Genomic DNA, 26175 nt, shown 5'->3' with positions numbered 1-26175 from the left:
TCACAGTCGCAAAAAGCGTCATTCGAACTAATTAACCTTCCGGGCCTTTAATTTGTATCTATTCGATAGCCTCAAAGACGTTGCCCAAGAATACCTAACAGAGCCTCAAATTGAGGCTCTGCGTCAATCTTATGTGGTAGCGAGAAATGCCCATGAAGGGCAAACCCGTTCAACGGGTGAACCATACATAATCCATCCTGTTGCTGTTTCAAGAATCCTGGCAGAAATGCGTCTGGATATCGAAACCCTGCAAGCTGCCCTACTCCACGATGTAATTGAAGATACTGAAGTTACAAAAGAGGAGCTAGAAGCTCAATTCGGCAATACCGTTGCTGAACTGGTTGATGGTGTATCTAAGCTGGATAAGCTTAAATTTCGTGATCGCAAAGAAGCGCAAGCAGAGAACTTCCGTAAGATGGTTCTCGCCATGGTGCAAGACATCCGCGTTATCTTGATCAAATTAGCTGACCGTACTCACAACATGCGTACGCTTGGGGCACTTCGTCCTGACAAAAAGCGTCGTATTGCTCGTGAAACCCTCGAGATTTATTCTCCGCTAGCTCACCGTCTTGGTATTCATAACATCAAGACCGAACTAGAAGAGTTGGGCTTCGAAGCCCTTTATCCTAACCGTTATCGCGTACTGAAAAACGTAGTGAAAGCTGCGCGTGGTAACCGTAAGGAGATGATCCAACGTATCCATAGCGAAATCGAAGGCCGCCTTGAAGAAGTCGGTTTGCCTGCTCGCGTACTTGGTCGTGAAAAGAATCTGTTCTCCATCTATAACAAGATGAAAACCAAAGAGCAGCGCTTTCACACCATTATGGACATCTACGCTTTCCGCGTGGTGGTTGATACCCCAGATACTTGTTATCGCGTACTTGGTCAAGCTCACAGCCTGTACAAGCCCCGCCCTGGCCGCATGAAAGATTACATTGCGGTACCAAAAGCCAACGGCTACCAATCTCTGCACACGTCAATGATCGGCCCTCACGGGGTGCCAGTTGAGGTCCAGATCCGTACTGAAGATATGGAGCAAATGGCAGATAAAGGTGTCGCGGCGCATTGGTCTTACAAAGGCAATGGCTCGCGCAGCAGTAACGGGACAACCGCACAGGTTAAAGCACAACGTTGGATGCAGAGCTTACTTGAGCTGCAACAAAGCGCAGGTAACTCATTCGAATTCATTGAAAACGTTAAATCAGATCTGTTCCCAGATGAGATCTTTGTGTTCACGCCAAAAGGTCGCATTGTCGAACTTCCTGCGGGCGCAACAGCGGTCGATTTTGCTTACGCGGTGCATACCGATGTCGGCAACATGTGTGTAGGTGCTCGTGTAGACATGAACCCTTATCCACTTAGCAAATCGCTGAAGAACGGTCAAACCATTGAGATCATCAGTGCTCCGGGCGCACGTCCGAATGCTGCATGGCTCAACTACGTAGTGACCTCACGCGCACGTACTAAGATCCGTCAGGTTCTGAAAACCATGCGTCGTGAAGAGTCTATTACGCTAGGTCGCCGTCTACTGAACCACGCACTTGGTGAACACTCTATTGCCGATATCGGCCAAGAGAACCTCGAGCACGTATTGTCTGACTTACGCCTAGAAAGCGTTGAAGACTTGCTAGCATCGATTGGTCTTGGCGAATTGATGAGTATCGTCATTGCTCGTCGTCTACTGGGTGATGCTGACGAACTGACAGAAGTGATAAACAACAGCGACACACCAAGGAAGAAATTGCCTATCCGTGGTGCTGAGGGTCTACTACTGACTTTCGCTAATTGTTGTCACCCGATCCCAGGCGATCACATCATTGCCCATGTATCCCCAGGTCGTGGCCTTGTGGTTCACCGTGAAACGTGTCCAAACGTTCGTGGCTACCAAAAAGAACCAGACAAATACATGGCGGTAGAATGGTCTGACGATTACGATCAAGAGTTCACAGCTGAACTTCAGATCGATCTGCAGAACCACCAAGGTGCACTGGCTGAGTTAACGAACGTTATCTCTAAAACGGGCTCAAACATTCACGGTATTTCAACCGAAGAACGAGATGGACGCCTGTACACAGTGACTATCTTGCTGACCACCAAAGATCGTGTTCACCTTGCAAGTATTATGAAAAAGCTACGTGTGATGCCACACGCGCTAAAAGTAAGACGTCGTAAGAACTAGATCTAGAAGCAGATTAAAAAGCAGATGAGAGATACGAGTCTCGAGATGCGAAGAGCAAAAGCTTTTCACCACCTCAACTCTTCGTATTTCGAGTCTGCTTTAATTTTTTGTACTGCCCTGTTTTTTAGTACTCATTTAGCCGCAACCCAAATCTGCTCCTGATCTCTTCGTATCCCGAATCCCGTATCTGCTTCTAAGCTTTACCCTGTACAAAAATCCAGTAAAATGCTTGAATAGATCATCTCTCTTACGTTTATGAGCCTTGTTATGTCACAGCTTTTATCTGCTATCCCTCTCAACTCTTTATCTGGAGTCGGCGCTAAAGTCGCAGAGAAACTGGAAAAGGTTGGGCTTAACAACGTACAAGATCTACTGTTTCACTTGCCTTTACGCTATGAAGATCGAACGCGTATCTATCCAATCGTAAAACTGCACGCTGGCCTTTGGGCTGCAGTGCAAGGCAAGGTGATGCACGTCGATACCATTTTCGGTAAACGTAAGATGTTGGCGGTAAAAATCAGTGATGGTAACGGCACCATTACTCTGCGCTTTTTCAACTTCACCGCTGGTATGAAGAATAACTTTGCCGAAGGCAAACAAGTCCATGCCTACGGTGAGATCAAGCGCGGTAATATGGGGCTTGAGATCGTCCACCCTGACTACAAATTCTTTGCGCCTAGGCAACAACCAGATGTTGAAGCCAATCTGACTCCGGTGTATCCAACCACCGAGGGCTTAAGGCAAGTCACGCTGCGTAACCTCACCGACCAAGCATTAGAACTGATCGACAAAGCCGCGGTGAATGAGCTGCTACCATCAGGTTTATACGATCACCAAATTACCCTCGCACAAGCACTGCATACCATTCACAGGCCACCTCCAGGTATTGACCTAGAGTTGTTTGATGAGGGTAAACACCCTGCGCAGCTACGCCTGATTATGGAAGAGCTACTGGCTCAGAACTTATCGATGCTGTCTGTTCGTAGTAAGGGGCAACAAGACAAAGCGATGCCTTTTCCTCCAGTACATGCTCTTAAAGATAAGCTACTCGCTCAGTTACCGTTCTCACCAACCAATGCACAAACACGAGTAACCAAGGAGATCGAAGCTGACCTTGAAAAACCGCACCCAATGATGCGTTTAGTTCAGGGCGATGTAGGCTCAGGTAAAACCTTGGTCGCTGCGCTTGCGGCTGTTCGCGCACTCGAACACGGTCAACAAGTTGCGCTAATGGCACCCACCGAATTGCTCGCGGAACAACACGCGATCAACTTTGCTAACTGGTTTGAGGCGATGGGCATTCAAGTTGGGTGGCTAGCAGGTAAACTCAAAGGCAAGGCTCGCGAAACCGAGCTCGTTCGTATTGCCAGTGGTGAAGCACAAATGGTAGTCGGTACTCATGCTTTGTTCCAAGAACATGTCGAGTTCAAAAACCTTGGCTTAGTAATCATTGATGAGCAGCACCGATTTGGCGTCCACCAGCGATTAGAGCTGCGTGAGAAAGGTGCAAAGCAAGGTTATTACCCACACCAATTAGTCATGACGGCAACACCGATTCCACGAACGTTAGCGATGACGGCCTATGCCGATCTTGAAACCTCAATTATTGATGAGTTGCCACCGGGTCGAACACCGATTCAAACCGTGGCGATTCCTGATACCAAGCGGGATGACATTGTCGAACGTGTGAAAAATGCGTGTCTCAATGAAGGCAAACAAGCCTATTGGGTATGTACGCTGATTGATGAGTCCGAAGTACTAGAAGCTCAAGCTGCGGCTGATACCGCTGAAGAGCTGCAACGCAAACTGCCTGACGTCAAAATTGGTTTAGTTCATGGCCGTATGAAACCTGCCGAGAAACAAGCGGTGATGCAAGAGTTCAAAGAGAACAAGCTGCATCTATTAGTTGCGACAACCGTGATTGAAGTCGGTGTGGATGTGCCTAATTCGAGCTTAATGATCATCGAGAACCCAGAGCGTCTTGGCCTTGCACAACTGCACCAACTACGAGGCCGTGTTGGCCGTGGTTCGGTCGCAAGCCACTGTGTATTGTTGTATCACTCACCGCTGTCTAAAACCGCTCAGAAGCGCTTAGGAGTGTTGCGTGAAAGTAACGATGGCTTTGTGATTGCACAGCGTGACTTAGAGATCCGTGGCCCCGGTGAGCTGCTTGGCACCAAACAGACAGGCTTGGCCGACTTCAAGATTGCCGACTTGGTACGAGACCAAAGGTTAATCCCAGAAGTGCAGCGTATTGCGCGTCATATTCACGATAGCTACCCAGATAACGCCAAGGCGATCATCAACCGCTGGCTAGGCGAGCGCGATGTTTACTCTAAGGCTTAATTAGCACAGACACTGTCATTCAAAAACGTAAAAGGCTTCCTCAAGGAAGCCTTTTTAGTGCTAGTAAACTCAAGCCTGGGGCTTCACAGGGAAACTGATCTGCGCCTTTAAACCACCCTCACTGCGGTTATTCACCACCACCGCACCTTGGTGTTGGCTGACAATACGTTTCACAATCGCTAAGCCTAAGCCTGTCCCTTCACTGCCTCGGGCAGTATCGCCGCGGGTGAACGGTTCAAACAACTTCCCGATCTGATCCTGCGGGATACCTGGACCATTATCTTCCACCGTTACCCAAGCAAGTTTGTTATCCGCCGTCATGCCGGTAGACACTTTGACCCAACCATTACCATAACGCAGCGCATTTACTACCAAGTTACTCACCGCACGCTTCATCGCAATTGGGTTACCAAGCGCGGGCTTCATTGATTCCGGAATATCAGTTTCAATCTGCACTTCGTATCCACCTTCAGAGCTAGAAACCTCGCGAGCAATATCGTCAACAAACACCGCTTGGAATGAATCTCGATCAACGGGTTTTAAGTAGTCCATAAACTGGCTGATGATCTCGTTACACTCTTCGGTATCACTGATGATGCCTTCCGCTAAGTAACTGTCTTCTGGCGACATCATCTCTGTCGCCAAGCGAATACGCGTGAGTGGTGTACGCAGATCATGACTAATACCCGCCATTAGTAGGGCTCTATCTTCTTCCAATTCTTGTATGCCTTTCGACATTTGATTAAAGGCTCGGGTTACTGAACGAATCTCTTGCGCACCTTGTACTGGCAGGGGTGGTGGTATATCACCTCGCCCGACACCTTGCGCGGCTTTCTCCAGCGCAATCAACGGACGGTTTTGCAATCGGATAAACAACCAACCACCGGCGACAATCAACAGCGCCATGATCAGACTGTTACGAAACAGTGGTGCAAAATCCTCTTCTTGCAGCTCTGATAACGGAATACGAATCAAAGAGTTAGGCAGCTGCGCAATGTCCATCCACAACACATAGCTTTCATTGCCCAAGATCAGCCGCACTTCAGTTTCAGAACCCAGCTCTTTGGTCATCTCCTCACTCATCAAGTCGATTGCGACTGCATGGTAATACTCACCCGCCGCTTCGCTGTCCTTGGTATGAACGGTTACCCCAAGCTGCTCAAGCACACGCTGACGTAATGGCGCATCAATCTCGATATCACTGCCTTGGTCCAATACTAGGTTTAGCTCGTGAGCCAAAATCTTATTAAACTGCTGCAAACTCGGCATCAACGCATAATTAAACACCGCGTAATAAGAAAAAATTTGGCTAGCGACCAACAGGGTTAAAAAGAGCACTATCGACTGAGTAAAGGAGCTACGTATGCGCATAGAAGACCTAAAGTTAGGGGTGATAAAGGGACATAATGGAAACTATAGCTGTAAACCCTTGTGCTGAATACAAAACGGGCCATCGCATATTAATGAGATGACCCGTAAGATTCACAGAATCGGTAAAGCAGTTATAGAGCTTATAAAGCTAGATTACACAGCTTTGCCATCTGGAACGAATACATAGCCCAAGCCCCACACCGTTTGGATGTAACGAGGTTTGCTTGGATCTTCTTCCACTAGACGACGCAGACGAGAAATCTGAACATCGATAGAACGTTCCATCGCTGAATACTCACGGCCACGCGCCATGTTCATCAACTTATCGCGAGACATTGGCTCACGAGCGTTAGTCACTAGTGACTTAAGAACCGCAAATTCACCTGAGGTAAGAGGCATCGGCTCTTCACCGCGGAACATTTCACGCGTACCTAGATTTAGGCGGAATTCACCAAACTCAACCACAGATTCTTCTGTGCTTGGTGCGCCCGGCGCTTCAATCACTTGTCGACGCATTACCGCTTTGATACGAGCAAGCAGTTCACGTGGGTTAAACGGTTTTGGCAGGTAATCATCAGCACCCACTTCCAAACCCACAATGCGATCCACTTCGTCACCCTTTGCCGTCAGCATCAGGATTGGTAGCGAGTTGTTTGCGTTTCTTAGACGGCGACAGATCGACAGACCGTCTTCGCCCGGTAACATTAAATCCAATACCATCAAGTGAAAGTTTTCACGGGTTAACAGGCGGTCCATCTGCTCACTGTTTGCCACGCTACGCACTTGAAAGCCTTGCTCTGACAGATAGCGTTCTAGCAATGCACGTAAACGAGCATCGTCATCGACCACTAAAATTTTGTAGTTTTCTTGCATGTAATGGTTCCACCTATTAAAGCTTAAACCTGAGGTTAAGCATTCTTGGTAAATTGTATAAGACATTAAAAATGTAACATTATTGGGGAAAAAGTCGCCTAAATAATTGTTAACGTATGTTGCCTTTCTATATATTCTATCTTAGATCATCATTTCATTAAGTCAGATTTATGAAAACCAAACTTATCACTCGTGAAGGTTATAACAAACTCAAAGCAGAACATGACCACTTATGGCACGAGAAGCGTCCAGAGATCACCAAAATAGTCACTTGGGCTGCAAGCCTTGGAGATCGTTCAGAAAACGCAGATTACACCTTCAATAAGCGTTTGCTTCGACAGATTGATCGCCGAGTGCGTTTCTTAAGAAAGTTCCTACCTGATGTCACGATCGTGGACTACTCGCCGCAACAAGAAGGTAAGGTATTTTTCGGTGCTTGGGTCGAAATTGAGAATGATGATGGCGAAATTAAAAAGTTTCGTATTGTCGGCCCTGAAGAGATCTACGGCGATGCTAAAGGCTATATCTCTATCGACTCACCTATGGCTAGAGCTTTGCTTAAAAAGGAAGTCGATGATGAGTTCGAGGTGAAAACCCCGGAAGGCATAAAAGAATGGTTTATCAATTCAATTCACTACACAGATAACGCTTAGAACTGACTAGACAAGCGCAGTTAACCGACTATCACAGCTCGAAGCTTGCAAAAACCAAACGCCAGATAAAAGAAAACCCCGCTAGGCTCTCGCCTGACGGGGTTAAGTCTCTATCGCAGCAATCCGGCTACTGTTTATCTCTTCGAGATAAGGTGCTCCCTGCATCTTTCCTTGATAGTGGCTAAATCCTTTAACCAATTTCCTTTTTGTTCATCGCCATCCTAGCGGTGTCCATTCTAGCCTGTCATCCTGACTGGCGAATCTCATCCAGAGATTATAACTTCCTTGCTGACCACTCATCCTAAGTAATCAAATCTTCATCCTGAAGATACCTAGTCCATTAGGCTTTTTCCTGTTCCTGCCAACTCCCTGTCGACAAGTTAAATATTACGGTATTTGGGTAAGTTTCCTAGATAGTCCCTAAAAACATTTCTAGTGAGAAGTACGCCCACAAACACAAAACCAAATAAAATCAGAAACTTAGAACAACCTCAAGACGATTTCATCGGTTTAAAGTGACTTAGTCGCACACCACGTGTAAGAGATCTCGCACAAAGTGGGTATCACAAACGGAAATTCGACTTCTGACAGGATAATTACACAGCCAAAGCTAGAAAAAGCGTACGCTCACCCCCATGTATTTGTCATGATATTAAATAAGAGATTCATCGGATGAGCCAAGCTATCTGTCGACTGATTGCTGAAGAACTGAATGTTCGTTCAGAGCAAGTCACCGCCGCAGTAAACCTAATTGACGACGGTAACACCGTTCCCTTTATTGCCCGCTACCGTAAAGAAGTCACGGGTGGCTTAGACGATACCCAACTACGTAACCTTGATAGTCGCCTTTCATACCTTCGCGAACTTGACGATCGCCGCCAAACGATTCTTAAGTCGATTCAAGACCAAGGCAAACTCACGCCAGAATTAGAGCGTGATATCACTCAAGCCGACAGCAAGACGCGCCTAGAAGATCTATATCTGCCATACAAACCAAAGCGTCGTACTAAAGGTCAGATCGCGATTGAAGCAGGTTTAGAGCCACTCGCCGATACGTTATGGAATGCACCACAGCACGATCCGGAAACGGAAGCCGCTAACTTCATCAGCAGTGATAAAGGCATTGCCGATACGAAAGCTGCACTCGATGGGGCACGTGCGATCATCATGGAACGCATTGCTGAAGATGCAAACCTACTTGAAAAGATTCGCCAACATCTAAACCGTAATGCAGAGCTTGGTGCTCGTGTTGTGGCTGGCAAAGAGAACGAAGGTGAGAAATTCAAAGACTACTTCGAGCATAACGAAACGTTAAACAAAGTGCCTTCACACCGTGCCCTTGCCATGTTGCGTGGCCGTAATGAAGGCTTTCTAACACTGACGATGAATGCAGATCCTGAGCAAGAAGAAGGTGTACGTGGTTCATACTGCGAGAACATCATCTCTGATCACTACGGCATTACTCTAAGTAGCGCACCAGCGGATGCATGGCGCAAGCAAGTGATTAGCTGGGCATGGCGCATCAAGGTTTCTATGCACATGGAAACTGAATTGATGGGCGCGATGAAAGAGCGTGCAGAGATCGAAGCGATCGAAGTATTCGCAACCAACCTAAAAGATCTACTCATGGCTGCGCCTGCTGGCCCTCGAGCAACCTTAGGCTTGGACCCGGGTTTACGTACCGGTTCGAAAATTGCTGTTGTGGACTCTACCGGTAAGGTTCTGGCAACAGAAACGATTTACCCTCACCCACCGCAAAAGCAATACGACAAGTCTGCGCACGTTGTTGAGCAAATGGTTCGTCAATACAATGTTGATTTAATTGCGATAGGTAACGGTACGGCTTCACGCGAAACCGACAGCTTTGTTGCTGATGTAATTAAGCGTGGCAACCTAACAGCACAAAAAATCATTGTCAGCGAAGCCGGCGCATCGGTTTACTCTGCTTCTGAGCTAGCGGCAAAAGAATTCCCGAACATGGATGTATCGATTCGTGGTGCGGTATCTATTGCACGTCGTCTGCAAGATCCACTGGCAGAGCTAGTGAAGATTGACCCTAAATCGATCGGTGTGGGCCAATACCAACACGACGTTAGCCAGACAATGCTCGCTAAGCGCCTAGATGCGATTGTCGAAGACTGTGTAAACGCCGTAGGTGTTGATGTGAATACCGCGTCTGCCGCGCTACTTACTCGCGTAGCAGGCCTTTCTAGCACTATCGCTCAGAACATCGTGGATTTCCGTGATGAAAATGGTCGCTTCGAAGCTCGTACTACGCTGAAGAAAGTCGCTCGCTTGGGGCCAAAAGCCTTTGAACAGTGTGCTGGTTTCCTGCGTATTATGGATGGTAAGAACCCGTTAGATGCATCATCGGTTCACCCAGAAGCTTACCCTGTGGTGAAAACCATCGCCGAGAAAAACCAGAAAGACATCAAATCTCTGGTAGGTAACACTGACTTCTTACGTGGTTTGCACGCGGTTGATTACACCAATGAAAGCTTTGGTGTTCCAACGGTCACCGACATCATCAAGGAGCTAGATAAGCCAGGACGCGACCCTCGCCCTGAGTTCAAGACTGCAACCTTCGCTGATGGCGTAAACAGCGTTTCAGACCTAGAACCAGGCATGATTCTAGAAGGTGTTGTATCGAACGTGGCTAACTTTGGTGCCTTCGTTGATATTGGTGTTCACCAAGATGGCTTAGTGCACATTTCAGCGCTGACCGATCGCTTTGTCTCTGACCCACGTGAAGTGGTTAAAGCGGGCGACATCGTGAAAGTGAAGGTGATGGAAGTCGATGTTCAACGTAAACGTATTGCGCTAAGCATGCGCATGAAAGATGAGCCTGGACAAGACAACCGTGCACAGCGCTCAAGCGCGCCTCGCACGCAAAACCGCCCGAACCACAATTCACAAGGCGGACAACGCCGTCGCGAAGAGCCGCAACAAAACGCTGCGATGGGTGGTGCGTTCGCTGCTGCTTTTGCAAAAGCGAAAAAGTAATCCGTTAGCTCATCTGAAAAGCTGATTCGCCTAAAACAAAAAACCTGCATCCCTTAGGGTATGCAGGTTTTTATTATATGTTCAAAAAAGACATCGAAGTTTGGCAGGGTCATAAGTTTTCGACTTACAACACGACCAGCATCTCTGATGGAGCATGAGGCGCAACAGCATGACCATAATGATATTTTATGACCTTACGTCGTTTCTCCATCTGTCCCTCTTGAATCGCCGCATCTAAAACATGCTTTGGCAGGCGAAAACGCATGGTATAGCCCTTTCCTTGATCAGCACTGTATGTTCTCAGTGCCAATAAGCTGAATAACCTCTCAAAAGGATCTTGTGGCTCTTCTTGGCTAATCGAATTGGCCTCTGACTCGTTCTCCATTTCATAACCAGGATGGTCTGAAGGATCCCAAGCCGACTGCTGCCTTCGCTTATCGTCCGATTTTACCTTTCGCTCTGCATTGGTTTTCGCCAATGCTACGGCAGGAGCTACGGGTTCTCGAACTCTATTATCACGCGCAACTTGCTCTGTTTGCACATTAACGGATGGAGCGATCAGTGGCACACTCACTGCAGTTGCAGGTGACACAATCATCGCGAACTCCTCAAGAATCGCCCATCGTTATTGCTATAACGCTGTTGTACTGTGAGTCAGCACAACAGGCATAGCCCAACTTACCGCAATCAGCTCAGGAGAGAGTTAGGTCTGAGTATCATGCAACGCCTTGGTGTTATACCAATCGTAGTAAATAACTGCTCATCCTAGCTTGTTAAAATGCTCGATAACGGCGTTAGAACTTTTGATTGTAGAATAACTACTTATCAAAACTACTTGTCAAAAAAAAGCTGCCTTGTTCTCAAGCCTTTTTCCTACGCTATTTTTGAACACTTACTCACTGTGCTTGGTATTAGGTTATATATCGACCAAGCCAGCGATAAATTTAGCGATTATTTTTGTGCGAAGCTAATCAGTTCACTGCAGAAGGCATCGGCTTCTGTCATAAACGGCGCATGGGACGACTGTGTGAAGATGTATTGCTCGGTATCGGGTAGCGCATTTCCCAGATCTTTGGCCACTTTCACTGGCACCAATCCATCTAATCGACCGTATAAACGCAGCATAGGCACTGAAATCTCAGAGAGCTGTTCACGCAGGTCGACGTCCGACAGCATCTTTAGGCCCGCCAATAAAGAATCTGGATTCGGCAACGGACGTGAAAGCACTGCTTGCTTGAGCTGTTTTACATCTTGCCTTGCTGAAGGGCTGCCCATGGCTTGCAATGCCATAAAGCGTTCGATGGTGGTCTGAAAGTCTTCCACTAACTGTTCAGTGAAAGCCGTTAATACATTGGGTTGAATACCTCGCCACAAAACAGGTTCTTTTGCAGCGGCGAATTTGGGAGAACTGGCGACCGTCACCAATTTGCTTACATAATCTGAATGATGCAGAGCCATATGCGTCGCGACCAAGCCACCGAGTGACCAACCGACCCAAATAGCTTGCTTAGGGGCATCGGCCAACAGTTGCTGAGCTATCTCTTCAAGATCTTGAGCGTGGCAGTGAGAGCTGTGTCCATAACCCGGCAGATCGACAACATGTACTCGGAAATCAGACTCCAATGCAGTAACCGTTTGCTGCCATACGGCACCATTCATACCCCAGCCGTGAACCAGAACTAAATCGGGTCCTTGCCCTGAAACATGCCAATATAACGCGTCACTCATTCTCAATATTCCCTACTTTTTCCATCAGCAATAACCTGCATTTTTCAGTATGGTGAGCAAAAGGAACACCATAACCCAAAAGCATCACAAGCTATGTTATCCGATTGGCTACAAAAACACACACCACGTCTGGTCACACCTCAATGCCACTTATGCAAGCTAGATAAGTCGCACAGCGATGTTCACCCTCGATGGTGTGATTCTTGTCTTAATCTCTTTGAGTCAGTTCCTCGCTGCCAACGATGTGGTTTAAAAACACTGCTCACAGTAGAGCAGTGCGGACAGTGCTTATCTCAACCTCCACCTTGGCATCGTCTCTATTGCGTTGGGGACTACACCTTTCCAACAGCACGTTACATTCAACAAATGAAGTACGCCGATAAGTTCTGGTTTGCACGCGATCTATCAAAGTTATTGGCTTCACGTATCGAGCATCCTGCTCCGCTGATCACCAGCGTACCTCTGCATTGGCGTCGATATATTCATCGAGGCTTTAATCAAAGTCAGCTGCTCGCTAATTACACAGCTCAAGAACTTGGCGTTAAAGTTGAGGTGCTGTTCCGTCGAATTCGCTCAACCGCTTCTCAGCAAGGGCTGACTAAATCCGCACGCTTACATAATCTAAAGAGCGCTTTTACGCTTCGAAAACAAGACTTTCAAGGAACTGTCCCTTCTCACGTCGCGATAATTGATGATGTTGTAACCACCGGCAGTACTGTGTATCAATTATGCCAATTACTACTTGAAGTAGGCGTGAAAAGGATTGATATTTACTGCATCTGCCGCACTCCTGAGCCCTCTGGATAAAAGCTGTGAATCGCTACTTGTACAGCAATCCAACAAAAAAGGGCTGAATTACAAATCTGACAGGAGTAGAATGGCGCTAATAACCTACAAATCTACTCAGGTATTCGTCGTGTCAAATATTACTATTACAGAAACAGCTCAAACTCACTTTGCCAATCTGCTGTCACAGCAGCCTGAAGGTACAAACATTCGTGTGTTCGTGGTAAACCCAGGCACACAAAACGCTGAGTGTGGTGTTTCTTACTGCCCAACAGATGCTATCGAAGCGTCTGACACTAAGCTTTCTTTTGAAGCTTTCTCTGCTTACGTAGATGAGCTAAGCCTACCATTCCTAGACGAAGCTGAGATTGACTTCGTAACTGACAAAATGGGCTCTCAACTCACGCTAAAAGCGCCAAACGCTAAAATGCGTAAAGTATCAGACGACGCAACTCTGATAGAGCGTGTTGAGTATGCAATCCAAACACAAGTGAACCCACAACTTGCTGGCCACGGCGGTCACGTTAGCCTAGTAGAGATCACTGAAGAAGGCGCAGCTATCGTTGCATTCGGCGGCGGTTGTAACGGTTGTTCTATGGTTGACGTAACGCTTAAAGAAGGCATCGAGAAAGAACTTCTTCAACAATTCGAAGGTGAATTGACGGCCGTTCGTGATGCAACTGAACACGATCGCGGTGAGCATTCTTACTACTAATCACTTTACGACTAGGTACTTCATGGTTAGCTACTTCACGACCAAGTACCTTACAACTAAGTGTTACTACGACTAAGCACTCATACAGTCTTAGCCGGTAGAAAGTTAAAGATTCAATCAAAAGGTTGATGCGCAAGCATCAACCTTTTTTTGTGTTTAAAACAGCAGAGCGCTTTCGAACCGTCTATTTCTCGTTCAATGCCCATAATGACGGGCGCGTTACCATTTGGAGTAAGGTATTCAAGTGATCGCAATCGGTTCCTGATCCAATAATTCTAGGATATGAAAACTCGGATCTAGGAACTCAACTCTATTTCCCCTATATTAGAATGACTTTATAAGAAAGAATTCCAATGAGCTAAGGAGCGAGCGCAATGACAAAAAGGACCAAGCCAGAAATTTTGGGTCAACAAACTGTCGCTCAATCAAAACTATTCTCTATCGAGTCTCTCGATTTACGCTTTTCAAACGGTGTAGAGCGTACCTACGAACGCATGAAGCCCAGCGGCCGCAACGCAGTAATGATGGTTCCGATTACTGAACAAGGCGATATTCTGTTGGTGCGTGAATACGCAGCAGGCACAGAGCGCTATGAACTCGGCTTCCCAAAAGGGCTAATTGATCCAGGAGAGCTGCCCAATCAAGCTGCCGTTCGTGAACTAAAAGAAGAGATTGGCTTTGGTGCCAACAAGCTTACTACCCTAAAAGAAGTGATCCTTGCACCCTCTTACTTCTCTAGCAAAATGACGCTGTTTATCGCAGAAGAACTCTACCCTGAGAAACTAGAAGGTGACGAACCAGAGCCACTCGACATTGTGCGCTGGCCACTTGCTCAAGCCGAAGAACTGTTAACGCATCTCGACTTCTGTGAGGCTCGCAGTATTACAGCCCTACTATTAGCCCTTCGTGTATTAAACAATAATTAGAACATTCAGGCTCGCTCGAAGAGTAAGAGAATATTTATGCCAATAACAAAAGATTTGTCTCACCTCCTACCCTCTATCATTGAGATTGCTCGCTCTGCAGGCCAACTCATCTTAGAGATTTACGAGAAAAAGGATTACGAAGAGTTCACTAAGAGTGATGACACTCCAGTAACCAGTGCCGATCTTGCAGCACATAAGCTGATATTAAAAAAACTCAGTGAATTGACGCCTGATATTCCCGTATTATCCGAAGAAGACGCCGACATCAGCCTAGAGCAACGCTCTCAATGGGATCGCTACTGGTTGGTTGACCCACTCGATGGCACGCAAGAGTTCATCGCAAGAAGTGGCGACTTTGCAACAATCATCGCCTTAATTGAGCACAACAAGCCAGTAATGGGCGTGGTGTATGCGCCAGTTTCAGGGGTGAGCTATTACGCTTATAGCGGTAAAGGCGCTTGGAAAATTCCAGACCTCAACGACAGCGTGAAAATCAAAACGCATCATCACGAGCTACCAAACCAATCGATCGCGATGGCGATCAGTCGTCGTCAAGACATCAACCGCATCACTAGCCGTATGAGCTCAGCTTGGAACTATGACTTGGTTCCACTAGGTTCCGCTGCACTTAAGGCATGTTTAGTGGCGGAAGGCGCTGTGGACTGTTACCTAAGAATAGGCCCAACCGGCGAGTGGGATACCGCAGCAACGCAATGTATTGTTGAAGAAGCGGGAGGCCGAATCCTAAGCACTCAATTAGAGCCACTTTCTTATAACGAAAGAGAGACGCTTGAGAACCCGAACTTCATTGTTCTTGGTGATGCAGACTTACCTTGGGCTGAGATACTTCAGGGTAAAGATTAGCGTCTGTAACTTACCGATATTCAAACAAAGTGGGCACCTCAGTGAGGTGCCCATTTTTTATATCTCGCGATTTAATAACCAAATTCACTCACCAACAGCGCCTATCTCAGAAGTAGATACCGAGCTAAAAACGACCTTGGTAGGTAAATTGATACTTACCTTGGTTATCTGGATTACCCAACCATTTAAGCTGATTTTGCATCGTTGGCGGGAATTCAACACCCGGTTTAAACCACGCTGCAGATGTGTAGCGCTGGTTAGGTGTTAGACTCGCTGAGAACTCACTGTCTACTTGAGTGCTCTTCTGAACGCCTTTGGCTGCAATTGTACTGTCTTCACAGCTGATGTCAGCAATCACAGGGCCGAGATCTAGCGCACCCACAGGGGAATCAACGGCAGCGCCAGACCAAGCAAGCGTGCCTTCGCCCGATTGGCACCAAGGTTGAGCATGAACCGCATGCTTAATCGTCAGTTCAACTTGTCCGCCAATAGCAACCGGGACTGGGATCACTGGTGCGTATTTCATCACGTTCATAGCAGGCATTGAAGCCACTAAGTTTTCGGCATACGCGCCGCTCATGCTGTACCCGACACGTCCTTTGCCTGATAAGTTCATATCGCTATTGCGACCAAAACGAACCGCTAGTTCTGCTTTGGCTTGAAATAGCTTAGAAAACTGGAAGTCCCACTGCACTGAACCGTAATTGATGCGCTGCCAAACGATATTGTTAGCGCTGCCTTGCCAAACCGTCCCTTCAACGCCTTCGATATTCAAACCACGCACAACAGGTGCCTGCTTGAGAGCAAAAGAAGCCGGCAAGTGCAGCAACAAGCTGACTGAGAAGAAGACGATAAAGATGCTACTGAAGAGCAGGCCATACTTAAAAGATAAACCGCGTTTCACATTAACCTCGTTTAAACTGTAGTCGGTTGACGTCAATAACCCCAGGGTTCTCAGAGCGATCTACATCCATAAACTCAACCTCAACACCCTGTTTTTCTTTCAGGTATGTTAGCCAGTCGACAAACTTATTAAAAGGCACAGGTTTTACCCACACTTGCAGCATCTCGCCACGTGGTTGCACGCGTATCAGCTCGATATTAAAGCGACGCATAGAAGCAGGTACAGATTGATTCAGAGGCTGGCTCGCACTGATTCCACCACTGCCTCGCAGCTCAACCACTTCATTGGCTTTATTGGTTACCCAAGCCAGTAGTTGCTTCTCACTTTGAATACGGCTCTGCGCAAGTTCAGCTCGCTGACTGAGTGGCTGGATTAACCCCCAATAAACGACACCGACCACCAATAGAATTGAACAACCAATAACTAATCGTTGCTCTCTCTGACTTATTGAAGTCCACCACGCTTGGAGTGGCTCAATCATATTTCTCATCACTGATCTCCTTACGCAGGTTATTGATGGGGTTTAAGAGTAAAACTGCCAAAGACGGCATCGCCATTACGATTTAATGGCCCTTGTTCAACGGTAAACTTCTGTTCGAGTTTCACCCTTGCGGTCTCAAAGTGTTGGAAGTCAGAACTTTTCGCCTGCAGTCGAACCTCAGAACGGTTGCCATCGTAGCGAATGCTTTCAACTTCGATCGACTTCACTTTGCCTAAGGTCTCTGGCAGCAGCGCTAACCAGCCTAGTAAAGAATCACCATCGCCTGAGCCGCCATATTTCTTGGCTTCATCGTTCATCTGGCGTTTAAGGTAGCTTACTGTCGGAATACGTTGTTTACCTGGCAGAACGGCTCTAAAGATACGTTCACTCTCCATGCGGTAAGCTTGTGCTTGCGCTTCGTATTGCTGAACCTTCAACACTTGTTGAGTCACAATCACAGCCACCAGCAAACAAGCAGCAATCGCTACTTTCTGCCATACGCGCCAATATTTACTGAATGAAGATTTGGTTTTAAAGGTGCCAGTCAGTAAATTTACGCCGCTTGTGATCGCTTGCTGACTCAATAAAGACATCACCAATTCCGCAGGCTTTGCTTGCCACTCAAGACCGCTTTGCTGTTGAACGTCGTCGCTCGGCATCGCTGTATAGCTAAAGATAGTCGTCGCTTGCTCTTCCTCACCAGCGACAACCCAATCACTTTGCAAAAACATCGGTAACCATGCTTCGCTGATCGATACCGCTTGATAGTGACCTTGGCGTTGAGAGTTACCTTGACGTAATAGCCAATGCTGGTCGAGCTGTAATGCACTGATGCCTTGTTCTTCAAAAGGCACGGCCAGTGTATCTGGCAACACCTTACGAAAGATAATATTGGCTTCGCGAAACAGGTCTAAAGCTTGCTTTAACCATTCACGATCGACACCACACACTGTCGCGTGCGTTGCGTCTTTATCTAAAATAGTCAGGTGTAAGTCTTCGATATCTTGTGCAACTTCGTCTTCTAACAAAAACGGCAACATAGAATCGAACTGGCGAGCAGCACCTTTCGGGATCTCAACACGCTTAATTAAGCATTCATTTCCCGGCAATAAAGCGATACAGCTGCGCTTTTCAGCGTAAGGCGTTAACTCGTCAAGCTGTTCCCAGCTCGACAGTTCGCCACTTGCTATCACTTCTTGCTGGCTTGTCGACCAAACTAACCACTGCACAGGGCTTTGTGGTTCGCTACTCAGTCGAACGGTCAGAAACTCGCTCACTGATTCCTCCAAAACGACGGCGTACTACCGTCACTGTTTCTCGATTACTACTATAGAAAAGCGTCCGTATACGTACACGTGACTGCTCAACTAATACCTCTGCATCTAGCTCAAAATAGGCGCTATCTACAGTTAAATATGCTTTCGCTTTTTTGCTGACTTCGGCACTCACACCAACAATGGCAGACTCAGCCATAAATGCATCTACCGTATCCCAACCATCAAATGGGCGTTTATCTATCAGCTGTTTCGCATCCGATTCACTTAAGCCGGGGGCAAACATTGCTTCCAATAACGGCGCCTGCTTTTCCGTAAGAGTATTCACATTCAAACGGAAGTCGTCGCTCGGCAGAGCGCAAACAAAGGGACGAATCTTATTCATCACTTCACCAGTAACTTGATAAACCGCTCGTAGCTCCGATTCATCGGCCATTAAGCCATTTGCCGCCAAATAGGATGGCTTCATCGCCTCATAAGTGCTGTCTTCTACACCTGTTGAAGAGGTGGTTCGGGTATCACTATCAACAAATTCCCAGCTTGAATGTGCGATAACCTCGGCCTGATAAGGCTCAATGTCTTGGTTTTCCAATAAGGTTTGCCACACCGTCACTAAATAAGGTGTTTGGTTGCTTGAAGTCGTCGTCACACCAGCCAACGCATTGATATTAAAACATGCCTGAGCATCAACAATGCGCCCCTTAACTTGTCCATAATCCAATGGGTAAACCTGTTCTTCTAACGCCCACGGTTGGCTTAGGTTCACGGTATCACTGTCTTTGTAGCTTTGCCTAATGCCATCTTGCACCAGCGCTTCTACACCAATGCTGTACCAATAAGCCTGTTGGTAATTCAGTTGATTGCCAACGCGCTTGAATTGCGTAAACAGACGCTCGGACATGCTGCCAGCAATCGTTGCCATGATCGCCAATAGCATCAAAATAATGATCAACGCGACACCACGCTGCTTGCGACCCATGGCAGACCTTGTCAGTGCAAACTTGTTAGTTCGATGAGTCATTATTCCCCTCATTACTACTTGAAGAGTCACTGTTTGAAGAATCATTAACCTGATCTAGGGTGCCACCTGGAGTGAGATAAACACGCTCTATCTCACCATAGTCTTTCAGTGTCAGCTTGAGCCTCACCGCTTTCGGTAGCGATTTATCGGTTTGCCACTCTTTCCCCCAACGGCTTCCGTCATAAAACTCGAATTCCAAGCTTTCTACATCATCAAGCAAAGGAGTAATCACACCTTCTTGGCCTGCAGGGGTATCGGGGTAACGCCACCACACACGCTCGAGTGTCTCTTCTTTGATGCGGTAGCCAACTTTAGTGACTTCTCCGCGAGGAAATTGCTGCTGCGGGTTGTGCCAACCTAGGCGAGTAAACATGATGCCAACACTGTCGGAATCCAATAAATACTCGTTCATTAAGATCAGCTTAGATGATGCTTCTTCACCATTGGTACGAAATTGTCGCACCGCCATCTGGCGAAAATCATTATCTAAAATGACTAAGCTACGTTGCAGTTGATTTAAACGAGCACTGCGCTCGATTGACAACTCGTTGCTGCGCTGAACCTGATTCACTACCTGATAAGCCGCCATGCTTAACGTGGCAAAGATAGCGATCGAGACCAAAACTTCAATTAGGGTAAAACCTTTACCTTTAGAAGAAAGACCTTGCTTGCGAGACACACGCTTATTGGTGGACATGCACTTACTTAACCACATAACTGCGCACCGTGACCACTGGAGAAGCTTGTTTACTGGTAGCTACACTCACATCAAACGCCTTTAATAAATCATCGCTAGTATTGATTGGCGTGACCTTCCAAAACCACTCTCTCTCGGCCAGCTCTTGTGTGCCCTGCGCTTTTTTTAGCTTCTCAGGATGCAGCATCACTAAAGCCATTTGATTATCAACGACCATTGCCGCGAAGGTTTTTTCTTCTAGGTAACTGAGGGTATTGATGTGCTGAGTGACAGCACGAATCACACTGATCGCCGCAGTCGCAAAGATAGCGAGTGCAACCAACACCTCAAGCAGAGTCATTCCTCGAGAACCAAGAGTCATACCACGAGAACGATAAGGAGAACGGTTATTCCTCTTCATCTTCTTCTCCCGGTTCTAGCAATCGAATGACACCATTGTCCAATACTCGAATACGCCAACCATCTTGTATGGTGTCTCCGGCATTTGGATAAAACGACAATACAAATGGCGTCATTTCAGCACTCGACAAGATGTAGATCTGCGGTGGTTTCGGTTTCTTTTCCTCTTCAAGATCAGCAAACATATCTTCATCAAATAAGCTTCCCGGATTAAAAAGGCGATCATCGTCTTCCCAAGCTCCACCACCCAGTGTCAGCGTCAGTGCGAGGTCTTCTGGTAATTGAGTTGAAGAAGGGATCTTTTCGAACTCAGTTTCTTGCCAACCATCAGACTTAAGCGTCATCAGAACGTAAGTCGATTTCTTTTCATCAACATGAACGCCAAAATCCAAGCCACTTAAAATAGCTTCTTCATTGAGTAGCTGAACTCGTTGATAAAAACTTTGAGCGTATTTTTTGGCAACATCTTTACTATTGGTAGGAATGGTCGCGATAACCGCGACCGCCGTTACTGACAGTAATACCAATACCAAAAGAATCTCAATCAAGGTGAAACCTGGCTGTGTTTGCTTAGTTTTCACCTTTAGACTCCATCTGTTTATGTTCTACCATCAATAACGAATCAAACAACAATAACGCATCAAGCAACAAGCCTAGGCTTATTGAAAGTCTTGCATGTTCCAGTTGCCGATATCCGCAGCAATACCTTCACCACCTTCTTGGCCATCAGCACCAAGCGTAAAGATATCAATAGTGCCGTTATCACCAGGGCTTAGGTATTGGTACTCATTGCCCCATGGGTCGTTAGGTAGACGCTTGATGTAGCCACCGTCACGGTAGTTACGAGGCTCTGGGCTGCTTGGCTTAGAAACCAATGCATCAAGGCCTTGATCCGTTGTTGGGTAAACGCTGTTATCCAGTTTGTACATATCCAGCGCGTTCTCTAGCGCCACAATATCAGTGATCGCTTTCTGTTGATCAGCCTTCTCTTTGTTACCCAATAGGTTAGGTACAACAAAGCTCGCCAATACGCCGAGGATAACCACAACAACCATCACTTCTAGTAGGGTAAAGCCTGATTGTTTCTTCATTTTATTTTTCATTGTTTTCTCCAAATTACAGACAACGAGTGAAGGTAATAATGTCCTTCTTCTCGCTCATCCAAAAACTAACGTCTTATGAGCAGTTGGTTAACCACTCATCAAATTATTCATTTCAAGCATCGGCATCAGCGTCGCCATCACAATGAACAGCACTAAGCCTGCCATCAAAGCGATAAGTGCTGGCGTAAAAATACCTAGCGCGATATTCACGGTCGACTCAAAGCTTTGGTCTTGGTTATCCGCAGCTCTTGTCAGCATCTGTTCCAGCTGGCCACTCTGCTCACCACTGGCAATCATATGCAGCATCATCGGTGGGAAGAGTTTGGTTTGATCCAAGGCTTTACGCAGGCTCGCCCCTTCTCTGACACTATCCGATGCCTGTAACACTTGTTGCTTCACATGATGATTCGACATGACATCAACCGCGACCTTCATCCCCTCAAGGATTGGAATCGCACTTGAAGTACAGATAGAAAGTGTTCGTGCAAACCGAGAGGTATTGATCCCTTTCGCTATTTTACCAATCAGCGGGATACTCAATAATTTTCGATCCCAACTCATGCGAACGCCCGGCTTTTTCAGTGCCGTCTTAATCAGAACAATCACACCAACAGTTAACAACAGTAATTGGATGCCCCAATCCTGGATAAATTCACTCGATGCTAATAAAAATTGTGTCGATTGCGGAAGTTCTTGGCCCATTTGAATAATGGGTTCAACGATCTTAGGTACTACGGTTGCCAGTAAGAACGAAACAATCGTCACCGCAAATACCACCAGCACGACTGGGTAGATCATCGCTTGCAGCAACTTAGAGCGCATCTTTTGACGATTTTCGGCGTAGTCGGCCAATCGCTCCAATACCGCATCCAAGTGCCCCGATTTCTCACCTGCAGCCACCATCGCTCTAAACAGCTCATCGAAGATGTGTGGGTAATCAGACAGGCTGTCAGCTAGCGAGTAGCCCTCGGTAACCTTAGAGCGAACCGCCAATAGCATAGTTCGAATACGTGGCTTTTCCGATTGCTCGGCGACCGCTTTTAAGCATTCTTCCAACGGCATACCAGATTGAACAAGCGTTGATATTTGACGTGTAATCAAAGCAAGATCCGGCGTACTGATACCGCGCTTAAAACTGGTCGAAGGTTGAGAGCCTTTAGCATTTTTTGCCTTGGCTTCAGTCATCTCAACCGGCATTAAGCCTTGCTCTTTTAAGCGCTGGCGAGCCTGACGAGCGTTATCCGCTTCGATAGACCCTTTTTTACTTTTACCTTTAGCATCCAGCGCTTTGTATTCAAATGCCGCCATACTAGACTTCCTTGGTCACGCGCATCACTTCTTCTAGGGACGTTATCCCTTTCAGAACCTTGCTTAAGCCATCATCTCTAATGCTTGGTGTCGTGCTACGAATGGCTTTTTCAATCGCCTGTTCACCCGCTTCGCTATGAATCAGCTCTTGAACTGAATCATCAATCATCAACAGTTCATGAATACCGGTACGGCCTCGATAACCTTTATGGCCACACGCTTCACAACCTTTCGCATGGTAAAGCGTCAGGCTCTCTTTTTTCTTCAATCCAAACAGTTTCTTCTGTTCTTTATCCGCTTCGTACGGTTCTTTACAGTCGTTACACAGAGTGCGAACCAAGCGTTGAGCCAGAACCCCCAACAGCGAAGAAGAGATCAAGAAGGGTTCGATGCCCATATCACGTAGACGCGTAATCGCACCGATTGCCGTATTGGTGTGAAGAGTCGACATTACTAAGTGACCCGTCAAAGAGGCTTGTACCGCAATCTCAGCGGTTTCCAAATCACGTATCTCACCAATCATGACCACATCGGGATCTTGACGAAGAATGGCACGTAAACCACGCGCAAAGGTCATATCCACCTTAGGGTTCACCTGCGTTTGGCCAATACCATCGATATCGAATTCGATTGGGTCTTCAACGGTTAAGATATTACGCTCGTTGCTATTGAGCTCTTGCAGACCAGCGTACAAGGTCGTTGATTTACCAGAGCCCGTAGGACCAGTAACCAAGATAATGCCGTGTGGGCGCTGAATAAGCTTACGGAAGTTTTCGTGGTTTTCTGCCGTCATGCCTAAACTATGCAAGTCTAAACGAGTCGCGTTTTTGTCCAACAGACGCATTACCACACGCTCACCATGCGAAGAAGGCATGGTTGAAACACGAACATCCACCGCTCGACCACCGATGCGCAAAGAGATACGGCCATCTTGTGGCACGCGTTTTTCCGCAATATCCAACTTAGCCATAACCTTGACACGTGAAACTAACAACGGGGCCAATTTACGGCTTGGCGCTAGAACATCACGCAGTACACCATCAACTCGGAAACGGATACAGAGTGACTTTTCAAAGGTTTCGATGTGTATATCAGAAGCGCCTTCTTTGATCGCCTCACCCAGCATCGCATTGATTAATTTGATGATCGGTGCATCGTCTTCTGATTCGAGTAGATCTTCATCTTGGGGTAACTCTTCTGCCAATGAGAAGAAATCATCACTGTCAGCACCGATGTCTTCCATTAACTGCCGCGCTTCTGACGAATCACGTTGATAAGCATCGGTCAGTTTTTTATCAAACTCTTCTGCAGTAATAGCTTCAGGAGTAAAGCCATTTTTGACGACACGGCTTACTTCAATGATCGCTGCTGATTTCAATGGCTCAACATAATAAAGTATCGGTGCGCGCTCTGGGTGCTGATACTCCAACACCATCTTGTAGCGATTCGCAAAGCTAAACGGCAAGCGCTGATATGTACGTGCCGCCCCTACCAATTCAGCCATTATTCTGTTTCCATTTGATCGATGAAGGCTTGGATTTCAGCCGGGTGATTCATATCGGCACCAAATTTAGGCAATACCGGGATGTTATCGTCTGCCAATAATTTCAACCCTCGCTCAGCCTTGTACAACTGTTCAGCACGAATGAAATTATATTTACGCTGAGTGATACCATCAGCGGTCATGCCATCGCGGATAATGGTTGGCTTAATGAAGACCATTAGGTTCTTTTTCTCAACCTGAGTACTGGTTGATTTAAACAGATGTCCAATTACTGGAATATCGCCCAAGAATGGTACCTTAGATTCACTTTCAAGCGCGCGCTCATCAATTAGACCACCGAGCACCAACATTTGACCATCTTGAACAATCACTGATGTATTCAATTGACGCTTAGCAAAACGCACATCAACCGCGCCGTTCGCTCCTAATACGTTAGAGACTTCTTGTTCTATTTGCAGCTGAACCGAATCCCCTTCATTGATTTGTGGAACAACCTTTAACTTGATACCCACTTCTTTACGATCGACCGTTTGGAATGGGTTATCGTTACTTGAGCCCGCTGTTGATCCCGTTAGAACCGGAACCTCTTCACCCACAATGAACGATGCTTCGCCGTTGTCCATCACGGTAATGCTTGGAGAAGATAGGATGTTTGAGTTTGAGTCGGTCGCTACCGCACTGATCAATGCAGTCCAGTCGCCCATCACCACACTCATTGCTGCGCCATTAACGCCAGAAAGAGCGGAAGCCAAGGTTGAGTAGTCGCCTGCCTCTGTAGTTGTCTCATTACGCACAAAGTCGCCATTGTCGTCATAGACTGCAGTGGTCGTTTCCGTGTCTTTCGCTTCTTCCAAACCAACCATTACACCACCAATCGATGCACCAGTATTGCTGTACTGAATCATGGCACCCGTTTCCAGGTTACCCCACTGCACACCAAGGTTTACGCCATCGCCTTCTGCCATTTCAACAATCAGCGCTTCGATCAACACTTGAGCACGACGGATATCGAGTTGAGCGATCACATCTTGCAGGGCATTCATGATGTCTGGCTGGGCAGTGATCACTAAAGAGTTGGTGTCACTGTGAGCTGAGATCATGACTTGGTTGCGTTGCGATGAACTGCCTTTGGTTGATGATTGCTTCTCAGATTGCAGGTTGTCCGACACGCCTTTCAGCACATCAACCAGATCTTCGGCTTTTGCATATTTAAGATAGATAACTTGGTTGTTACCCTTGGTCGCCATTTCGACATCAAGCTGTTCGATAAGCTTTCTTAAACGACTACGAACCTTGGGATCACCAGAAATAAGAATCGCATTGGTACGCTCATCGGCAACCAATTTAGGCTGTAGGAATGCAGGCGTATTCTTCGCATCTGTGGTTTTGCTTAGAGCATCAACAATGCGCACCATCTCTGCCGCTGATGCATTCTTTAGCTCAACGACTTCAATCTCTTTATCACCCGCTTGGTCGACACGCTTGATGATTTCAGCTAAACGGTTTACTACCGCCGCTCGGCCTGTAATAAGGATGATGTTAGCTGGGTCGTAGTGCACAACGTTACCCGCGCCTGCATTATCGTTCAGTTGACGAAGCAGAGGAGAAAGTTCACGAACCGATACGTTACGAACCGTCACAACACGTGTCACTACGCTATCGCCATTGATCGTGTCACTGTCTCCAACGACTGGAATTGCCGAGGTTTTAGAGTCTTTAGCCTTGATGATCTTAAGAACACCCGAGTCCATTTCAACGACCGCGTAACCATATACCTCTAATACGTTTAAAAAGAAGCTGTAATATTGCTCTTCATTGAGTACATCGTAACTGCGTACATCAATTTTTCCGCGTACCGAAGGGTCAACGATGATGGTCTTCTCTAGGTTACGACCCACAATATTAATAAACTCTTGAATATCAGTGCCCTTAAAGCTGGCACTAAAATCACTCGCGATGGCTGCGGGTGTGCAGATTAAGCTTCCTGCCAGTAACCATGCACTTTTCTTAAACCAATGCTTCACGTACTTCTCCTACACT

General features: G+C 46.8%; 23 protein-coding genes. 8 read left to right on the top strand and 15 right to left on the bottom strand.

Annotated features, from left to right (window positions below; all coding sequences use genetic code 11):
- Positions 1-52 precede the first annotated feature (52 nt).
- Positions 53-2179: a bifunctional GTP diphosphokinase/guanosine-3',5'-bis pyrophosphate 3'-pyrophosphohydrolase gene (gene spoT / locus OQJ75_RS07355; protein WP_248388712.1), complete on the top strand. Its 2127-nt coding sequence runs from the start codon at positions 53-55 to the stop codon at positions 2177-2179.
- Positions 2180-2446: 267 nt separating this feature from the next.
- On the top strand, positions 2447-4525 hold the full coding sequence (recG, locus tag OQJ75_RS07350) for an ATP-dependent DNA helicase RecG (protein ID WP_248388710.1): 2079 nt from the start codon (positions 2447-2449) through the stop codon (positions 4523-4525).
- Between the two features lie 69 nt (positions 4526-4594).
- On the opposite strand, the gene envZ is transcribed toward recG, so the two are convergent.
- Complete coding sequence (gene envZ / locus OQJ75_RS07345; protein ID WP_265972198.1) at positions 4595-5896, bottom strand: two-component system sensor histidine kinase EnvZ; 1302 nt, start codon at positions 5894-5896, stop codon at positions 4595-4597.
- A gap of 153 nt (positions 5897-6049) precedes the next feature.
- Positions 6050-6769: a two-component system response regulator OmpR gene (gene ompR / locus OQJ75_RS07340; RefSeq protein WP_009848007.1), complete on the bottom strand. Its 720-nt coding sequence runs from the start codon at positions 6767-6769 to the stop codon at positions 6050-6052.
- A gap of 170 nt (positions 6770-6939) precedes the next feature.
- On the opposite strand from ompR, the gene greB reads away from it, so the two are divergent.
- Both greB and OQJ75_RS07330 read left to right on the top strand, forming a co-directional pair.
- Positions 6940-7422 (top strand): transcription elongation factor GreB, encoded by a 483-nt coding sequence (gene greB, locus OQJ75_RS07335; RefSeq protein WP_010433615.1) that lies wholly within the window; start codon positions 6940-6942, stop codon positions 7420-7422.
- Between the two features lie 672 nt (positions 7423-8094).
- Positions 8095-10425: a Tex family protein gene (locus tag OQJ75_RS07330; protein WP_265972201.1), complete on the top strand. Its 2331-nt coding sequence runs from the start codon at positions 8095-8097 to the stop codon at positions 10423-10425.
- Between the two features lie 124 nt (positions 10426-10549).
- Here OQJ75_RS07330 and OQJ75_RS07325 read toward each other — a convergent pair whose 3' ends face one another.
- Both OQJ75_RS07325 and bioH read right to left on the bottom strand, forming a co-directional pair.
- The gene (locus tag OQJ75_RS07325; RefSeq protein ID WP_010433611.1) at positions 10550-11023 is read right to left on the bottom strand and encodes a hypothetical protein; all 474 of its coding nucleotides are present in this window, start codon (positions 11021-11023) and stop codon (positions 10550-10552) included.
- A 353-nt stretch (positions 11024-11376) separates the two neighbouring features.
- Positions 11377-12153, bottom strand: a complete 777-nt coding sequence (gene bioH / locus OQJ75_RS07320; RefSeq protein WP_265972202.1) for a pimeloyl-ACP methyl ester esterase BioH — start codon at positions 12151-12153, stop codon at positions 11377-11379.
- Positions 12154-12246: 93 nt separating this feature from the next.
- Between bioH and OQJ75_RS07315 the strand changes: the two genes are divergently transcribed.
- The 4 genes from OQJ75_RS07315 to cysQ all read left to right on the top strand — a co-directional run bounded on the left by OQJ75_RS07315 (position 12247) and on the right by cysQ (position 15444).
- Complete coding sequence (locus tag OQJ75_RS07315; protein WP_248388702.1) at positions 12247-12960, top strand: ComF family protein; 714 nt, start codon at positions 12247-12249, stop codon at positions 12958-12960.
- Positions 12961-13069: 109 nt separating this feature from the next.
- Positions 13070-13654, top strand: coding sequence for a Fe-S biogenesis protein NfuA (gene nfuA / locus OQJ75_RS07310; protein ID WP_009848013.1), 585 nt, complete (start codon positions 13070-13072; stop codon positions 13652-13654).
- Positions 13655-14028: 374 nt separating this feature from the next.
- Positions 14029-14580 carry an ADP compounds hydrolase NudE gene (gene nudE / locus OQJ75_RS07305; protein WP_265972203.1) on the top strand — a complete coding sequence of 184 codons (552 nt, stop codon included), beginning with the start codon at positions 14029-14031 and terminating at the stop codon, positions 14578-14580.
- A 36-nt stretch (positions 14581-14616) separates the two neighbouring features.
- A complete protein-coding gene (gene cysQ / locus OQJ75_RS07300) occupies positions 14617-15444 on the top strand; it encodes a 3'(2'),5'-bisphosphate nucleotidase CysQ (RefSeq protein ID WP_265972204.1) in 828 nt (275 codons plus the stop codon).
- Positions 15445-15568: 124 nt separating this feature from the next.
- Here cysQ and OQJ75_RS07295 read toward each other — a convergent pair whose 3' ends face one another.
- The 11 genes from OQJ75_RS07295 to gspD all read right to left on the bottom strand — a co-directional run bounded on the left by OQJ75_RS07295 (position 15569) and on the right by gspD (position 26159).
- Positions 15569-16348 carry a type II secretion system protein N gene (locus OQJ75_RS07295; protein ID WP_265972206.1) on the bottom strand — a complete coding sequence of 260 codons (780 nt, stop codon included), beginning with the start codon at positions 16346-16348 and terminating at the stop codon, positions 15569-15571.
- A 1-nt stretch (position 16349) separates the two neighbouring features.
- The gene (locus OQJ75_RS07290; protein ID WP_248373633.1) at positions 16350-16838 is read right to left on the bottom strand and encodes a type II secretion system protein M; all 489 of its coding nucleotides are present in this window, start codon (positions 16836-16838) and stop codon (positions 16350-16352) included.
- Positions 16839-16858: 20 nt separating this feature from the next.
- A complete protein-coding gene (gene gspL, locus OQJ75_RS07285) occupies positions 16859-18106 on the bottom strand; it encodes a type II secretion system protein GspL (RefSeq protein ID WP_265972208.1) in 1248 nt (415 codons plus the stop codon).
- Positions 18075-19124, bottom strand: a complete 1050-nt coding sequence (gspK, locus tag OQJ75_RS07280) for a type II secretion system minor pseudopilin GspK (RefSeq protein WP_265972210.1) — start codon at positions 19122-19124, stop codon at positions 18075-18077. Before gspK ends, gspL begins: the two co-directional genes overlap by 32 nt.
- Positions 19108-19839 (bottom strand): type II secretion system minor pseudopilin GspJ, encoded by a 732-nt coding sequence (gene gspJ, locus OQJ75_RS07275; protein ID WP_248395299.1) that lies wholly within the window; start codon positions 19837-19839, stop codon positions 19108-19110. Before gspJ ends, gspK begins: the two co-directional genes overlap by 17 nt.
- Positions 19826-20221, bottom strand: a complete 396-nt coding sequence (gspI, locus tag OQJ75_RS07270; RefSeq protein ID WP_265972213.1) for a type II secretion system minor pseudopilin GspI — start codon at positions 20219-20221, stop codon at positions 19826-19828. Before gspI ends, gspJ begins: the two co-directional genes overlap by 14 nt.
- Positions 20208-20801 carry a type II secretion system minor pseudopilin GspH gene (gene gspH, locus OQJ75_RS07265; protein ID WP_265972215.1) on the bottom strand — a complete coding sequence of 198 codons (594 nt, stop codon included), beginning with the start codon at positions 20799-20801 and terminating at the stop codon, positions 20208-20210. The genes gspI and gspH overlap by 14 nt, the downstream gene beginning before the upstream one ends.
- Positions 20802-20879: 78 nt before the next feature.
- Entirely contained in the window at positions 20880-21323 is a 444-nt protein-coding gene (gene gspG, locus OQJ75_RS07260; RefSeq protein WP_004741459.1) for a type II secretion system major pseudopilin GspG, read from the bottom strand.
- Positions 21324-21410: 87 nt separating this feature from the next.
- Positions 21411-22631 (bottom strand): type II secretion system inner membrane protein GspF, encoded by a 1221-nt coding sequence (gene gspF / locus OQJ75_RS07255; RefSeq protein ID WP_265972218.1) that lies wholly within the window; start codon positions 22629-22631, stop codon positions 21411-21413.
- 1 nt (position 22632) lies between these two features.
- The gene (gene gspE, locus OQJ75_RS07250) at positions 22633-24135 is read right to left on the bottom strand and encodes a type II secretion system ATPase GspE (RefSeq protein WP_248373619.1); all 1503 of its coding nucleotides are present in this window, start codon (positions 24133-24135) and stop codon (positions 22633-22635) included.
- Complete coding sequence (gene gspD, locus OQJ75_RS07245; RefSeq protein ID WP_265972219.1) at positions 24135-26159, bottom strand: type II secretion system secretin GspD; 2025 nt, start codon at positions 26157-26159, stop codon at positions 24135-24137. Before gspD ends, gspE begins: the two co-directional genes overlap by 1 nt.
- Positions 26160-26175: the final 16 nt, after the last annotated feature.

Source organism: Vibrio sp. 14G-20, assembly GCF_026241515.1.
Lineage (GTDB): Bacteria > Pseudomonadota > Gammaproteobacteria > Enterobacterales > Vibrionaceae > Vibrio.
Note: the sequence above shows the minus strand (reverse complement) of the source record. Positions and strands in the feature narration are given on the sequence as shown.

Excerpts from the sequence above, each read along its gene's own strand:
- OQJ75_RS07325 (WP_010433611.1), bottom strand. The coding sequence starts at position 11,023 with ATGATTGTGTCACCTGCAACTGCAGTGAGTGTGCCACTGATCGCTCCA.
- OQJ75_RS07315 (WP_248388702.1), top strand. The coding sequence starts at position 12,247 with ATGTTATCCGATTGGCTACAAAAACACACACCACGTCTGGTCACACCT.
- gspI (WP_265972213.1), bottom strand. The coding sequence starts at position 20,221 with ATGAAGAGGAATAACCGTTCTCCTTATCGTTCTCGTGGTATGACTCTT.
- gspG (WP_004741459.1), bottom strand. The coding sequence starts at position 21,323 with ATGAAAAATAAAATGAAGAAACAATCAGGCTTTACCCTACTAGAAGTG.
- gspE (WP_248373619.1), bottom strand. The coding sequence starts at position 24,135 with ATGGCTGAATTGGTAGGGGCGGCACGTACATATCAGCGCTTGCCGTTT.
- cysQ (WP_265972204.1), top strand. The coding sequence starts at position 14,617 with ATGCCAATAACAAAAGATTTGTCTCACCTCCTACCCTCTATCATTGAG.
- envZ (WP_265972198.1), bottom strand. The coding sequence starts at position 5,896 with ATGCGCATACGTAGCTCCTTTACTCAGTCGATAGTGCTCTTTTTAACC.
- gspK (WP_265972210.1), bottom strand. The coding sequence starts at position 19,124 with ATGACTCATCGAACTAACAAGTTTGCACTGACAAGGTCTGCCATGGGT.
- OQJ75_RS07290 (WP_248373633.1), bottom strand. The coding sequence starts at position 16,838 with ATGAGAAATATGATTGAGCCACTCCAAGCGTGGTGGACTTCAATAAGT.
- recG (WP_248388710.1), top strand. The coding sequence starts at position 2,447 with ATGTCACAGCTTTTATCTGCTATCCCTCTCAACTCTTTATCTGGAGTC.
- nudE (WP_265972203.1), top strand. The coding sequence starts at position 14,029 with ATGACAAAAAGGACCAAGCCAGAAATTTTGGGTCAACAAACTGTCGCT.
- gspJ (WP_248395299.1), bottom strand. The coding sequence starts at position 19,839 with ATGTGGTTAAGTAAGTGCATGTCCACCAATAAGCGTGTGTCTCGCAAG.
- bioH (WP_265972202.1), bottom strand. The coding sequence starts at position 12,153 with ATGAGTGACGCGTTATATTGGCATGTTTCAGGGCAAGGACCCGATTTA.
- gspF (WP_265972218.1), bottom strand. The coding sequence starts at position 22,631 with ATGGCGGCATTTGAATACAAAGCGCTGGATGCTAAAGGTAAAAGTAAA.
- greB (WP_010433615.1), top strand. The coding sequence starts at position 6,940 with ATGAAAACCAAACTTATCACTCGTGAAGGTTATAACAAACTCAAAGCA.
- ompR (WP_009848007.1), bottom strand. The coding sequence starts at position 6,769 with ATGCAAGAAAACTACAAAATTTTAGTGGTCGATGACGATGCTCGTTTA.
- OQJ75_RS07330 (WP_265972201.1), top strand. The coding sequence starts at position 8,095 with ATGAGCCAAGCTATCTGTCGACTGATTGCTGAAGAACTGAATGTTCGT.